The sequence below is a fragment of the Oceanobacillus halophilus genome (genome assembly GCF_003628505.1).
Lineage (GTDB): Bacteria > Bacillota > Bacilli > Bacillales > Amphibacillaceae > Oceanobacillus > Oceanobacillus halophilus.
The window spans coordinates 43,384-57,635 of the sequence record NZ_RBZP01000012.1 but is presented as its reverse complement, the minus strand read 5'-3'; the positions used below and the strand labels follow the sequence as shown (position 1 = coordinate 57,635).

Here is a 14,252-nt window from a genome sequence, read left to right as displayed (position 1 = left end):
AATTTTATTATATTATATAATAGATAGCTAATTAATAAAAGAGGCAGTGGCCATTCAGCGATGGATAGATTATGCAAAAAAGGAAGATAATTTGTATAACACGCGCACATTCTTTACTCAGCGTTGGTCACTGAATAGTCTTAAAAAGGGTTAGGTGCAAAAATGAAAAATTGGAAAGAAGTCATTCGTCACACAACGTTCAGATATTTGGATCACTCAGACGAGAAATATATATTAGATAAACCTTATACAGCATTAACCTCCTTTGCTGTTGATGATGCACTGGCGATGTCAGTCAGTAACGGCGAGTCGGCCCCAGCCATCAGGTTATGGGTTCACCCAAAAACCATTGTGTTAGGGATTCCCGATGCCAGATTGCCGTACATTAAAGACGGTGTTCGCTTTTTAGCAGACAAAGGATATCAGGTAGTTGTCCGGAATTCTGGAGGGCTCGCTGTCGCTTTAGATGGTGGCGTCCTAAATATCTCGCTTGTTATCCCAGGTGTTCATGAACTATCCATCCATGATTGTTATGAAGCCATGGTTAGCTTTGTACAATACATGCTGCGAAACTTAACGAATGAAATCAAAGCATATGAAATCGTTCATTCCTATTGTCCTGGAGATTATGACCTTAGTATAGATGGCCGAAAATTCGCCGGAATCTCCCAGCGCAGAGTCAAAGATGGTGCCGCCGTACAAATATACTTGGATATTGAAGGAAACAGTTTTGAACGCGCCAGCCTCATACGTGACTTTTATCAGCTCAGTAAAAAAGATGAGCAAACCAAATTTACCTTTCCAGAAGTTCAACCGGAAGTCATGGGCTCCCTATCCGACCTGTTAGGTGTGAGCTTAGCCGTAGAAGATATGAAAAAGCGAGTATATCAAACCCTCGGTGATTTCAACGAGGAAATAGTGAATACTGATTTTTCTGATAACGAAAAAGAGGTTTTCGAAAAGAGATACAAGCAGATGTTAAAACGGAATGAGATTATTACGGAGATTTTGGGTTAGGGGTGATGTTAAAGTATATGGGGTCATGAGGGTTTTCTAGGAACTCGTGGCCCCTTTTGTTGGGTTGTACGGTGGGGGGGATGGTGAAGGTAGATTGATTTTCTTGGGGCTTCTATCGATCGTCTTTGGGCTTCTATCGGCCGTCTCGGTGCTTCTATCAACCGCCCCGCTTCTCCTATCAACCGCCCCGCCTCTCCTATCAACCGCCCCGCTTCTTCTATCAACCGCCCCGCTTCTCCTATCAACCGCCCCGCTTCTCCTATCAACCGCCCCGCTTCTCCTATCAACCGCCCCGCTTCTCCTATCAACCGCCTCACCCTTCCTATCAACCGCCTCACCCTTCCTATCAACCGCCTCACCCTTCCTATCAACCGCCTCACCCTTCCTATCAACCGCCTCACCCTTCCTATCAACCGCCCCTACCCTTCTATCAACCGCCCTGCTCTCACTACCTCCCACCAACTCACAAAAAAAGCCTGCAGCGGTTAATTTCCGCTGCAAGCTTTTTATCATTTATTCTCCTACGGCTTGTGCTGCTGTAATTAGTGCTAATTTATATACGTCTTCTGAGCTGCATCCGCGTGATAGGTCATTTACTGGTTTATTTAAACCTTGTAAGATTGGTCCGACTGCTTCAAAGTTACCTAGGCGTTGAGCAATTTTGTATCCGATGTTTCCTGCTTCTAGACTTGGGAAGATGAATACATTTGCATCGCCTTTAATTGTAGCATTTGGCGCTTTTTTCTCAGCTACACTTGGAACGATAGCCGCGTCGAATTGGAATTCTCCATCTATTACTAGAGAAGAATCATTTTCTTTGGCAATTTTCAATGCTTCTTCTACTTTTTCAGTTTCAGGTGATTTGGCTGAACCTTTGGTTGAGAAGCTTAGCATCGCAATGCGTGGGTCGATATCGAATAGGCGAGCAGTTACAGCACTTTCTGCGGCTATTTCTGCTAAATCCTGACTGTCTGGAGAGATGTTAATGGCACAATCTGCGAAAACGTATTTTTCATCTTCGCGAACCATGACGAACACACCGGATGTCTTTTTCACTCGGCCATTTGTTTTAATTATTTGCAATGCCGGGCGTACTGTATCAGCAGTTGAATGTGCGGCTCCACTAACTAGACCGTCTGCTTTATCCATATAGACAAGCATGGTTCCGAAGTAGTTTTCGTCGAGGAGAATCTTGCGTGCATCCTCTTCGGTTGCTTTTCCTTTCCGACGTTCTACAAATGATTGCACCATTGCATCAAATTCTGGATAATCATTTGGATCTAAAATATCACAAGAAGAAACATCTGCACCTACTTCTTTTGCTTTTTGTTCAATGCTTTCTTTGTTTCCTATTAATATAGGTAAGACGACCCCATCTGCACTTAGCTTGCCAGCAGCTGTCAGGATTCGTTCATCTAATCCTTCGGGAAAAACAATTTTTTTATTTTTTCCAGAGATTTTTGCTGTTAATTCATCAAATAAGTTACTCAATTCACAAACCTCCAATATTCATTTCCTTTACAATCATAAATCAACCAGGTACTATTTTAAAGAAATTCCCTTCATTTTTTAACAATTTTTGACAAAGAATTGACAATCCATTAAAATTCAGTCAGTGGTAGCCCTTACATATGAATAGCATACCCCAATTATGCTATAGTAAAGATATGTTTAAATAATATAAACAAATTAATAATGCTAAATTTCATCAATAAAAGGAGAGAGTATGATGGCAGCAGAAGCAGTTGTAACAATGGATGGTTGGTGTGCACTCCATGACACACGAATATTCGATTGGACCTCTTGGAAAATGGCATCAGAAAAGCAAAGAACTGAGGCAGTCGAAGAGTTTAAAGAATTGATGACCAAATGGGAAGCAGTGGAGGATGAAAACAACGGTAGTCAATCTATTTATAAGGTGCTAGGAAACAAAGCTGATTTGATGTTTATTTTCTTCCGCCCAACTATGGATGAATTAGAAGAAATTAAAAGAGAAATTAATAAATCAAAAATCGGCGATTATCTAATTCCTGGATATTCTTATGTATCTATTGTGGAAATGACGATGCACAACCCAATGGATGAAGGAAAAGATAGAGAGTTAAGTCCATATGTTAAAGATCGCTTAAAACCAATTGTTCCAAAATGGGAGCATGCTTGTTTCTATCCTATGGCACGCCGCCGCTGGAAAGATGCGAACTGGTTTGAGATTGATAAAGAAGAAAGAACAAAACTTCTTTATGAGCATGGCATGACTGGGCGCAAATATGCAGGAAAAGTAAAAGAAATTATTACCGGCTCTATTGGTCTGGATGAGTATGAATGGGGCGTTACTTTATTTGCTCATGATGCATTACAATTCAAAAAAATAGTTTATGAAATGCGATTTGACGAAGTAACTGCAAAATACGCTGAATTTGGCGACTTTCTAGTAGGAAATTACCTTCCAAAAGAAGACGTATCTACATACTTCGCATTATAAATAGGGCGTACGATATATTGGAGCATAATTGAATCCCAAACACTCCAAGTAAAACAATAAAAACGACTTTCTGTTAGAAGCAGGAAGTCGTTTTTTTGTCATCTTTTTCTGGGTATTTACATACATATAATTATTGAGTTTAGTATCCTGTTCCTGGGCTGATATTAGGAACATTTTAACATGATTAACGAAGGGACACATATAGGAAATTCATCCACTCTTCGTTTCACAACGCAGAACCCCATCAGTTGCCCAGACAGTCTAAATATAAAAATTAATACTTTGGAGTTCATACTAGCTCCAGGTAAATTCATCCACTCGGAGGCGACATCAGAGAGACACACAATTTTTTAAGGGAGGAATCTTTTATGTCCGAGAAAAATGCAAATCAACCCTATGGAAATTTCTATCCTGCCCATCCGTACTACTATTATCCAATGAGACAATACCCACAACCACAGCAAACACAGGGATACCCATTTCAGCAACAAGCCCAACAACAAACACCGCCACCACAAGCACAAGCACAGCAACAACAACAACAGGCATCAGATGTTCCAGGAATGCTACCACTTCAGCAATCCTACATTGAAAATATTTTACGATTAAACAAAGGAAAACTAGCTACGGTTTACATGACATTTGAAAACAATTCAGAATGGAATGCGATGCAGTTTAGGGGAATTATTGAAGCAGCTGGAAGAGATCACATTATTCTAAGCGACCCAGATACCGGCATGCGCTATCTCTTGTTAATGGTATACCTAGATTACGTTACATTTGATGAAGAACTTAACTATGAATATCCATTTGCTCAAGGCTCACAAATGTCAACGTACAATCCAAGATAGAAGGAAAAATAAAAGGATGACACAATCAAACTCGTGTCATCCTCTCTTACATATACAAAAGGGGCGATACTATGCGACATCCTATGGAAAAAATAACATTAATAGAATTAATATCACTTGGCATTGTAGTCATCGTAGGCTTATTTTCGATGATTCAAGGGTATCTTGTCTTACTCTTTTTAACGCTTTACGTATTTTCATTAAGTTTAATGTGTGATGCACTGATTCAATGGAACACCACTGGAAACACGTTAGACGCAGGCAAGCAAGCCCTCCGGTCACTGATCATTTTTATTTTTACGACATATTTATTTTTTCAATTATAGCAGTGACTTATAGAAGTCGTATGACAGCTATTCCTAATAAAACCCACCCTATTAAGAACGCTACTCCACCTAATGGGGTAATCATAGCAAACGTCTTAATAGCTGTAGTTGAATAAATATAAAGACTGCCTGAGAAAATGACGATACCAATGAAAAACATCCATCCAGCCCAATTTAAGGCACCACTTTGGAATTTGGCCAGCAACAGCCCAGTCACAAGTAATGCCATTGTATGAAACATCTGATATTGAACTCCTGTATTCCAAGTCGCTAACTGTTTTTCCGTTAGCCTTGCTTCTAAGCCATGAGCACCAAACGCACCAAGTGCAACTGCTATGAAGCCATTTAAAGCTCCTAAGATTAGAAATAGTTTCATCCTCTTTTCTCCTCTCTGTTTGCGGCAATTCTAAAAGTCAAAAATAGAAGAACCGTTTGCCTCTTCATGGTCGATTATTTGTTTCTTTTTCGTTTGTTCTTCTTGAATATTTTTGATAACAGCCTGATCCCCTATCATCGCTTTCAATTCTGCTTGGGAAAATTCATCCCTCTTTGTTTGTGATTTTACCGCTTCTTTAATTGTTTCTTTCTCTGGGTCTTCTTCTAAAAATAAATCACAAAGTAATTTCACATTTGCTATATGCTTGACCATTTTTTCCTGACTATGTTCATTTTCTTTCGCCTGGTTCAACTCATTCATCATTTTCTTTAAAATCGTTTCATTGGAAACTGCCACTGCTACCGCTCCTTATTTCACCTAATTTACATTGCCCATATTATAACATGTTTCGTGAAGAATTTATAAGAATTGGTCATTCTAGAACAAGGGTCTCTGAACTTGCTTTTTGATGGGCATTTGAGGAATGTCATCTCGAGGATACTAAAAAAGCCTTGAATATTTTCAATTGTGTTAAAATAGTTCTAATCATTCATTTAATAAGGCACTTTTATGATTGTTGCTTTTTAATAGGACTTTACTCTATATTTTGTATAAAGTCTGCACTAACTACGAAGGTTGGTGTTTTATCTACCGCTACGGAAATAACTACGCTTTCCGCGGGCGCTGCTGAGCCTACTCCGAGCTATCGCTCTCCATAGTCTCACCTAGGCTTTTCTTCCCGCGGGAGTCTCCGTGTATTTCCTTCGCTAAGTTCTGCATACTTGATTTCATATAATAATTCTATTTTACGAGTAAACATCTTCCTCAGAAACGTACCATTATGGACTATTGCATTAAAAATAGCTAGGGCAGACAAAGTAGCGGAGGCAGTACACAGAGACTCCTAGAAAAAAGAAACCCACTTTTTCTCACGAAGATGTTTCGCTGCCGAAGCGTTCCATGTCCTGCGGGAAGAAGAGCATCGGTGAGACTGCGTAGTGAGGGAACTACTTGAATAATCTCCCTTGTTCCCTTGCGCCGAGAAAGCCCGCTTCGAAGCATTACTGGAAGACGCAGGCGCACACGCTTTTTAGCACGAAGGAGGCTCACCAGCTCCCCTAAGGTGCGCGGAGTGTATTTCCGCAGCGAGGTTAAGCACATTACTTGTATTCAGTTTATTAAGAATTTCCATCAACTTAAAAACTTAAGAAAGCAACAAAATATACTAAATATGCCTTAAATTAAAATTGGAGTTGTAAACATGAAAAAATGCAAACTTTTTATGACGGCAATCCTATTAGTATTATTAATAGTCGGTTTGTCCGCTTGTGGCAATTCAACGAATAATGGGGGTGCATCCAGCAATCACTCTTCTGAACCGGAGCATGAAACGCAAGAAACGGATGCGACAGAAGATACCTCTACGATTAACGAATCTAGTAAAGTGGAATCAGATGGTACTGGATCGAATACTTCAACAAACGAGCAATCTGTTCATACAGAAGAAAAAGTATCGACAGCTACAACAAATGAAACGGAGGAAAGTGAAGACATTAAGGAACCTATTACAGAGAATACAGGAACAAAAGTAGAAGGAATAAGACAAGAATTCCTAAAAAAATTGGACAAGATCCAAGAAGAGCTTGATGCGTTACCTGAAAAGAAGGATTCCGATAAAGGTGTTACCAATGCTATGAAAAACTATTATGGGCTTTCTTATGAAAGGTATGATGAAGCATTAAATGAAATTTATGCTGTTCTGCAAGGTGAGTTATCTTCAGAGACCATGCAAGACTTAAAGACGAAACAAATTAAATGGATTCATCAGAAAGAAGCTAAAGCAGATGAAGCAAGACAAGGATATAAAGGGGGAACTTTTGAAAATGTTGCCTATTATATATCTTTATACGAATCAACAAAGGAAAGAAGTTATGAATTGGTAAACGAATTTATGACAGATTAATATAGCTGGAGCACTAGGAAAAACTCAAAAAACATGGGAAACCTTTGTGGTTTCCCATGTTTTTTGAGTTTAATGTTAGCTACTCTAAAGTGAGCTCGTTTTATTTCCATTAAGTTCTCGTTCTATATAAAGCGCTTTCAATGTTATCGTAAGTCTATGCTTCCGTGCATTCAAGTTCTAGCTCCTGTTGTTCCTCTGTATAGCGATTATACATCCATTGCAAAAAACTTATTTCTTCTTCCCGCAACTGTCTTCCAAGTTGATTTTTGGCATCGTCACATAACTGCAAAAAACAATTCATATCGCTATATCCCTCCTATTTCCGAACAACTTATCGTTAATTGTATATTCTATTTTACTACATTCTTGTGAAAAATCAATATGAATTTTCTAAAAATATAATTAATTTAAAAATTACTCTATTGGTCATTATTGAGTTTTTTGTAAAAGCATCAAATTTATCAAGGTAAACATCCTATTGAACAAAGAGAAAAGAAGAGTGAACGTTATGCTCACTCTTCTTCTTCCACTTCTTCTGCTGTTTTATTGGAAAGTTTCATTTCTAACTCATGAATACGTTCTTTTAGTTCATGAATATCTTCTTTTGTTGCTATGCCGTATTCGGCGGCTAGTTTTTGCGTTTGTTCTTTTTGTTTATCGGACCACTTCTGTTTTTGCGTATCGCCTTTTTCGATAAAATTTTCCAAAACTGTTTTTGCTTGTTCTTGGGTTAATTCATTTTTTTCTACAAGCTCTTTTAACTTTTGTTCGAGTTTTTCTTTTCCACTAACTGCAGCGCCAAGCCCTAATAAAAAGCCTCTTTTTAAATAGTCGCTCATTGCCTACACCTCCTCTACCGTCTATGACGTATCATACGAAAATGAAAAATTAACATGATACTTAATAATACAGTAAAAATGCTGGTGACAATTATTCCTATGATGCCAACAGTTTGTAACTCAAAACTAAAACCATAAGCTAAGAAAAACATCCCTACTACTACCATGATAAAGGATAGAATCTCTAAAAGTAAATAAAATTGATGCTTCAGCTGGACATAATGTTTTTCTTTATCCCACTTTCTATCTTTTTCCCCACTTTCGAGCCAATTAAGCAATGCTCGTGGATAGGATAAAAGTGGTTCCGTAGCATTTTTGGCATATTGCCTTGTGACGGATTCAACGATACTCTTTCTGCCAAACCAATCTCTAATTTTAGGCTTGGCCCATTTTATGATATCTAAATCTGGATTTAATGTAAAAATAATACCGACTACAATCGAAATCGCGCGTAACAAATAGGCATAATCTGCAGGTAACTGAATCGCCTGATCCTTCATAATCATATTAATTTCTTCATTTATTTGATCGATGGCTTCAGCATCAAAGTTTTTCAAGGAACCATCGGAATACATTTCAATTGTTTCTTGAATAACTTTTTTTAGTTTCCGCTTGTCCGCATTTGGTAGAATAAAATTCATTTTATCTAATGCATCTACGACAATATCATAATTTTCAATAATAAACCCTTGTACAAACAGTTTAAATTGTTCGATATCCTTCGGTTTAATTTCACCAATCATACCAAAATCAATAATAGCAATCTTGCCATCTTTTTGGATTAAAATATTTCCAGCATGGGGATCAGCGTGGAATTTCCCAGGGTTCAAAAATTGATCCAAATAAAAATCAAAAATTATCTTCGTTGTTTGCTCGACATCAATATGATGCTTTTTAATAAAGTCCATATCGGTTATCTTTGCGCCCTTCATCCATTCCATCACTAATACTTTCTTTGTACTTAACTCACCATAAAATGTAGGAATCCGAATATCTGCGTTATCTTGATAACGATCCTGAAAATAATTACCAAATTCTAATTCCTGTTCAAAGTCAAGTTCACGATCCATAACCATGATTAACTCTCGAAACAGTGCATTTAGATCGGCTTTTTTTCCAAAATTGGTAAACACTTTTAAAATCCAAAACACCATCTTTAAGGCGATAAAATCTTTATGAAATACCTCGTTGATTCGATACCGCCGCACTTTTATAGCAACCACGGTTCCGTCATGAAGCACCGCCTTGTATACCTCTCCAATCGATGCCGAGGCAACTGAAGTTTTTTTTATGGCCTTTAAATGCGTCTCTACACTCGTTCCCCACTCTTCTTCGAGAACTTCTTTTGCATAATCATAGGGCATTGGCTTTACATGGTCTACCAGATCGGTCAATTCTCTAATAAAAATATCAGGGAGAAAATCTGTTCTTGTTGTAAGAAACTGTCCAACCTTGATTAACACTCCACCAAGTTTTTCCGACTTCTTTCTGTAATCCTTAGCTATCTTAACCAGTAATGCATTCCATTTTAATTTCGCTTTTTCATCCCATATCGTATGCCTGAAATGGAAAAAGTAAATCTGAAAAATATACTTGATAACCATCCAAACGATAACGGTAAAACGATAAACGAGATTATATTTCAAACGTTTCATAGCCAAGCACCATCCCTTAATTGTTTGTACGGGATAATTCGTTTTAGAAACTACCATACTAACATCAAAACAATTCTTTCTATACTATTACCATAGCGCATTCCTTGCCTAATATACAACTTGAAAGGTATGATTTTCCGTTGAATATTTTTACACCATCATGTATAATTATGCGATGTGCCTATTTAGCAACTACGCTGACAGCAGAAAGGATTTAAGAAAAATTATGAAACATTATTCATTAAGTGATCATCTGAAATTTATTATTCCATCTCTAATCGGAATCTTTATATTTATCATACCTGTTCCAACGGAGGATGGTTTTACCATACCAATTGCGCTACTTGCAAATGCCGTTCAGGGTGTACTTACAAATATTTTATCTGCAATCATGATGATGATTATTCTTATTACAGCTATATTCACGGTTATTGCCAAAATTGGTGGTCCTAAGGTTTTTCAGAAGACACCTTTTTTCCAAAATTTATTTTCGGTTCATTTATTCTGGACATTTACGAGAGTTTTAGCAGCTATATTCGCTGTCATGGTATTTTTCCGTATCGGTCCTGAAGCAATATATGGCCCTGATACAGGTCAAATGCTCCTCGGTGATTTATTGCATGTCTTGTTTGCCGTATTTTTATTTGCTGGTTTATTTTTACCCTTGCTGATGAATTTTGGATTACTTGAATTCATTGGAACCATCACAACAAAGATTATGCGACCATTATTTAAATTGCCAGGCCGCTCCTCTATTGATGCCTTAGCATCTTGGGTTGGTGATGGAACCATTGGGGTATTATTAACGAGCAAACAATATGAAGAGGGATTTTATACAAAGAGGGAAGCAACCGTAATAGGAACTACTTTTTCCGTTGTTTCCATAACCTTTTCCTTAGTGGTCCTTGCTGAAGTCGACCTTGCTCACATGTTTCTGCCCTTTTATTTAACAATTCTAATCGCTGGTTTCGCTGCTGCACTTATTATGCCACGTATCCCACCATTGTCAAAAAAGGCAGATACGTATTTGGACAACCAGGAAAACTATACAGCTGAAGCAATTCCTGATGGGGAAAGTACCATTTCATACGGCTATAAAAATGCCCTAAATCGTGCTAAAAAAGAAACGAGTGTCTATCAATTCTTTAAAGAAGGAATACAAAACATCCTGGACATGTGGTTAGGTGTTGCTCCAGTAGTAATGGCATTTGGTTTGGTTGCTTTAATCATCGCGGAATATACTCCATTCTTCCAATGGATCGGAGCACCATTTATTCCTTTATTGGAACTGATGCAAGTTCCATATGCTCAGGAAGCTTCGGAAACGATTCTAATTGGTTTTGCAGATATGTTCCTTCCCGCCATTGTCGGCTCAGGAATAGAGGCAGAGATTACAAGATTCATTATCGCCGCTCTTTCTGTTACCCAATTAATATATATGTCCGAAGTTGGCGGACTATTGCTTGGATCAAAAGTGCCAGTTACTTTCCTTGATTTAGCTATTATTTTTCTTTTACGTACGTTGATTACGTTGCCGATTATTACGTTGATTGCTCATATTATATTTTAAAAATGACAAAAAGAGGATAAAATATAAGAAATTCAGTTGTGAGAAATCCAAACTATTTGAGCACAAACACGCTCCGTAAATATACTCCGCTTTCCGCGGGGAGCGGGAGTCTACGTATATTTCCTACGCTTTACTTATACGTTGTTCGCCTTTTTTTATGTCCCAGTCTCATTACTTAAAGAAAAAAATTTGCCCCATTTTTATATAAAAATGGGGCAGCAATTTCTATTAAAAAAGGGGGGCATTAGTATAGACGAGTGAGCATATAATTTAGTTTCATATTTTTTCTATTTTTTCCAATTAATTTTATATGTTGGTCTGTCTTTCTTTTTCATGAAATAGTTTTTTCTTCACGATAGAAGCTTTACCTTCTATAAACGGCTGCGATATTCCTAATACTGGCTTACTGGATAGGAATATGACAATTAAAGCTGAGAGCACGACCATACCTATTAAATCCATGACATGGTTTACTTCAAACAGTTGGTATTCTCTGAAATACTGAATAAAGAATCCATGTAACAAATAAACGTAAAGCGTTCTTGTTCCTAGTTTCGTAATCCATCCTAAATTGCGTTTGGGAACCCATGCTAAAACACTTACCGTCATAGCCGCTGCCGTAATATAAACTAGGAGCCTTGCTATACCTCCATACTCTTCCATGCCTAAATCAATGTACGATTTTGAGGCGAGCAGCCACCCTGTATTAATTTCTGGAGCATAATAAAGAGAAACTGCCAAGGCAAGCATAACTACGATTGATGCTACTTTTACTCCTTTTCGTTTCACCAACATCAGCTGTTTTTCTGTTAACCAATACCCAATTAAAAAGAATGGAAAGAAAACAAACGTACGCGACAAACTAAATGTATGTCCAACGTCACCAATATAGCCAATAAATATCCCAACAATTATAGCTATAGGGATACCATGCCTAGCTGGAATTTTCTTAAATCCGATTAATAAGAGGTGCCAACTGAACAGGCTGAATAAGAACCACAATGACCAATGCGGGTAAAAAATCCCTGCTTGCCAGCTACTATTACCGATAAGAAAGTAATATGCCGAATAGATGAACTGAAAGATAAGATAAGGAACCAATAATTTTTTGGCTAAATTCATTATATAACCTTTATCTCCGGATCCCTTTGCAAAAAAGCCAGAAAGCATAATAAATGCCGGCATATGGAACGTGTATATCCAGAGATAGAGTGTATTCATTTCTGCGGAATCTGTTGTAAAAGGCTGAATCATATGACCAAAAACAACTAAAAAAATGAAAAGTACTTTTGCGTTATCCATAAATGCATTTCTCTTCATTTTTTCTCTCCTCTTCGTATCAAAAATTTCCTGTATTACACTTTACTCCATTTTCATTGAAAATTCACCCAAAATGGTATGATTTCACTGGATTGTAAGAGTTCTGTAAATAGAATGAAAAAATGAGACGAGGTTGTAATTTGGAGTGAGGAGTTGTTTATAGGTGCTACTCTCCATTTTATAGGCGCTCCTCTCCGTTTATAGGCGATCCTCTCCGTTTATAGGCGCTCCTCTCGTTTTATAGGCGATCCTCTCGTTTTACAGGCGATCCTCTCGTTTTACAGGCGCTCCTCTCGTTTTATAGGCGCTCCTCACAGTTTATAGGCGCTACTCTCAGTTTATAGGCGCTACTCACAGTTTATAGGCGCTCCTCACAGTTTATAGGCGCTACTCTCGTTTTATAGGCGCTCCTCTCGTTTTATAGGCGCTCCTCTCAGTTTATAGGCGCTCCTCACAGTTTATAGGCGCTCCTCACAGTTTATAGGCGCTACTCACAGTTTATAGGCGCTACTCTCAGTTTATAGGCGCTACTCTCAGTTTATAGGCGCTCCTCACAGTTTATAGGCGCTTCTCACAGTTTATAGGCGCTACTCTCAGTTTATAGGCGCTACTCTCGTTTTATAGGCGCTCCTCTCCGTTTATAGGCGCTCCTCTCCGTTTATAGGCGCTACTCTCCGTTTATAGGCGCTCCTCTCCGTTTATAGGCGCTCCTCACAGTTTATAGGCGCTCCTCACAGTTTATAGGCGCTCCTCACAGTTTATAGGCGCTCCTCACAGTTTATAGGCGCTCCTCACAGTTTATAGGCGCTCCTCACAGTTTATAGGCGCTCCTCACAGTTTATAGGCGCTCCTCACAGTTTATAGGCGCTCCTCACAATAGGCGCTCCTCCCATTCTCAAAAAACAAAAAAACATGCCTCCAGTCAGGAGACATTATGATGTTGCTTTTTTCTTTTTGGCTGTTGTTTTTGTTTTTCGTTTGGGCTGCCTTGGTTTGGCTTTGTTTTTCTTTGCCTTGTCTAAAGATGCTTGTAGTGCATCCATGAGGTTTGTTACATTGTCTGGTACTGGTTTGTCTTTTGCTGTGGCTGTTTCTTCATTGTTTTTCTTCTCTTCAATTAATTCGAGAAGTGCGGTTCGATATTCGTCTTTATATTTTTCTGGATCAAATTCTGCGGTTAGCTGTTCAATTAGCATTTTTGCAGTATCGAGTTCTTTTTCGGGTACCTTTGTTTCTTCTGGTACATTGGGTACGTCTTCCACTTTTCGAACTTCATCTGGAAAATGAATAGTTTCTGCCACCAAAACATTTTCATAAACCCGGATAACAGCCAGCTGTTCTTTCGATCGGATCATCATTTTGGCAACGCCTATTTTTCCAGTATCCTTTAAGGCGCTGCGTAATAAACTATAAGCTTTTCCGCCACCTTCATTTGGCGACAGATAGTAACTTCTTTCAAAATAAATTGGATCAATATCATCTAATTTAACAAAGTCGACAATCTCTACCGCACGATCTTCCTGTTCTTTTTTCAGTGCATTTAAATCTTCTTCATCTAAAATAACAAATTTATTTTTAGCGTATTCATAACCTTTTACGATTTCATCACTTTCGATTTCCCGTTCGCAAACAGGACATACTTTTTCATATTTAACAGGAGACTGGCATTCCTTATGCAACTGTCTAAGTTTCACATCTTTGTTTTCTGTTGCCGAATGCATTTTGACAGGAATATTGACTAGACCAAAACTAATCGTACCCTTCCACATTGTGTGCATGAGAAAACCTCCTTTCACTTATTTTGCCGTGACTTTTTCATTTTATCCTTCGTTTATTTTTCTAAAAATTAGCCA

15 protein-coding genes are annotated in these 14,252 nt (G+C 38.1%); 6 read left to right on the top strand and 9 right to left on the bottom strand.

The features are described 5' to 3' along the window. Nucleotides 1–162: 162 nt before the first annotated feature. The gene (locus D8M06_RS13675) at nucleotides 163–1,017 is read left to right on the top strand and encodes a lipoate--protein ligase family protein (protein ID WP_121204966.1); all 855 of its coding nucleotides are present in this window, start codon (nucleotides 163–165) and stop codon (nucleotides 1,015–1,017) included. A gap of 23 nt (nucleotides 1,018–1,040) precedes the next feature. On the opposite strand, the gene D8M06_RS13670 is transcribed toward D8M06_RS13675, so the two are convergent. Next, nucleotides 1,041–1,430, bottom strand: coding sequence for a hypothetical protein (locus tag D8M06_RS13670; protein ID WP_147404978.1), 390 nt, complete (start codon nucleotides 1,428–1,430; stop codon nucleotides 1,041–1,043). A 100-nt stretch (nucleotides 1,431–1,530) separates the two neighbouring features. Next, a complete protein-coding gene (gene pta, locus D8M06_RS13665; RefSeq protein ID WP_121204964.1) occupies nucleotides 1,531–2,508 on the bottom strand; it encodes a phosphate acetyltransferase in 978 nt (325 codons plus the stop codon). 238 nt (nucleotides 2,509–2,746) lie between these two features. Here pta and hemQ point away from each other — a divergent pair, with 238 nt between their 5' ends. The 3 genes from hemQ (at nucleotide 2,747) to D8M06_RS13645 (ending at nucleotide 4,676) form a co-directional block, all read left to right on the top strand. Beyond that, nucleotides 2,747–3,499, top strand: coding sequence for a hydrogen peroxide-dependent heme synthase (hemQ, locus tag D8M06_RS13660; protein ID WP_121204963.1), 753 nt, complete (start codon nucleotides 2,747–2,749; stop codon nucleotides 3,497–3,499). Between the two features lie 368 nt (nucleotides 3,500–3,867). Then, nucleotides 3,868–4,350: a spore coat protein GerQ gene (gene gerQ / locus D8M06_RS13650; protein WP_241558953.1), complete on the top strand. Its 483-nt coding sequence runs from the start codon at nucleotides 3,868–3,870 to the stop codon at nucleotides 4,348–4,350. A 71-nt stretch (nucleotides 4,351–4,421) separates the two neighbouring features. Further along, nucleotides 4,422–4,676, top strand: coding sequence for a hypothetical protein (locus tag D8M06_RS13645; RefSeq protein ID WP_121204961.1), 255 nt, complete (start codon nucleotides 4,422–4,424; stop codon nucleotides 4,674–4,676). Between the two features lie 7 nt (nucleotides 4,677–4,683). On the opposite strand, the gene D8M06_RS13640 is transcribed toward D8M06_RS13645, so the two are convergent. Together D8M06_RS13640 and D8M06_RS13635 are read right to left on the bottom strand one after the other, a co-directional pair. Then, nucleotides 4,684–5,052 (bottom strand): DUF423 domain-containing protein, encoded by a 369-nt coding sequence (locus D8M06_RS13640; RefSeq protein ID WP_121204960.1) that lies wholly within the window; start codon nucleotides 5,050–5,052, stop codon nucleotides 4,684–4,686. Nucleotides 5,053–5,082: 30 nt separating this feature from the next. Continuing rightward, a complete protein-coding gene (locus D8M06_RS13635; RefSeq protein ID WP_121204959.1) occupies nucleotides 5,083–5,409 on the bottom strand; it encodes a YwdI family protein in 327 nt (108 codons plus the stop codon). 904 nt (nucleotides 5,410–6,313) lie between these two features. Here D8M06_RS13635 and D8M06_RS13630 point away from each other — a divergent pair. Then, nucleotides 6,314–7,015: a lysozyme inhibitor LprI family protein gene (locus D8M06_RS13630; RefSeq protein ID WP_121204958.1), complete on the top strand. Its 702-nt coding sequence runs from the start codon at nucleotides 6,314–6,316 to the stop codon at nucleotides 7,013–7,015. A 154-nt stretch (nucleotides 7,016–7,169) separates the two neighbouring features. Here D8M06_RS13630 and D8M06_RS20010 read toward each other — a convergent pair whose 3' ends face one another. From D8M06_RS20010 to D8M06_RS13620, 3 genes are all read right to left on the bottom strand, one after another. After that, nucleotides 7,170–7,316 (bottom strand): hypothetical protein, encoded by a 147-nt coding sequence (locus D8M06_RS20010; protein WP_170150274.1) that lies wholly within the window; start codon nucleotides 7,314–7,316, stop codon nucleotides 7,170–7,172. Nucleotides 7,317–7,527: 211 nt separating this feature from the next. Beyond that, nucleotides 7,528–7,854: a phasin family protein gene (locus D8M06_RS13625; protein ID WP_121204957.1), complete on the bottom strand. Its 327-nt coding sequence runs from the start codon at nucleotides 7,852–7,854 to the stop codon at nucleotides 7,528–7,530. Nucleotides 7,855–7,868: 14 nt separating this feature from the next. After that, nucleotides 7,869–9,509: an ABC1 kinase family protein gene (locus D8M06_RS13620; RefSeq protein WP_121204994.1), complete on the bottom strand. Its 1,641-nt coding sequence runs from the start codon at nucleotides 9,507–9,509 to the stop codon at nucleotides 7,869–7,871. A 226-nt stretch (nucleotides 9,510–9,735) separates the two neighbouring features. On the opposite strand from D8M06_RS13620, the gene D8M06_RS13615 reads away from it, so the two are divergent. After that, nucleotides 9,736–11,079: a YjiH family protein gene (locus tag D8M06_RS13615; protein WP_121204956.1), complete on the top strand. Its 1,344-nt coding sequence runs from the start codon at nucleotides 9,736–9,738 to the stop codon at nucleotides 11,077–11,079. A 306-nt stretch (nucleotides 11,080–11,385) separates the two neighbouring features. Here D8M06_RS13615 and D8M06_RS13610 read toward each other — a convergent pair whose 3' ends face one another. After that, nucleotides 11,386–12,399, bottom strand: coding sequence for an acyltransferase family protein (locus tag D8M06_RS13610; protein WP_121204955.1), 1,014 nt, complete (start codon nucleotides 12,397–12,399; stop codon nucleotides 11,386–11,388). 932 nt (nucleotides 12,400–13,331) lie between these two features. Next, a complete protein-coding gene (gene ku / locus D8M06_RS13605) occupies nucleotides 13,332–14,177 on the bottom strand; it encodes a non-homologous end joining protein Ku (protein WP_121204954.1) in 846 nt (281 codons plus the stop codon). Nucleotides 14,178–14,252 lie beyond the last annotated feature (75 nt).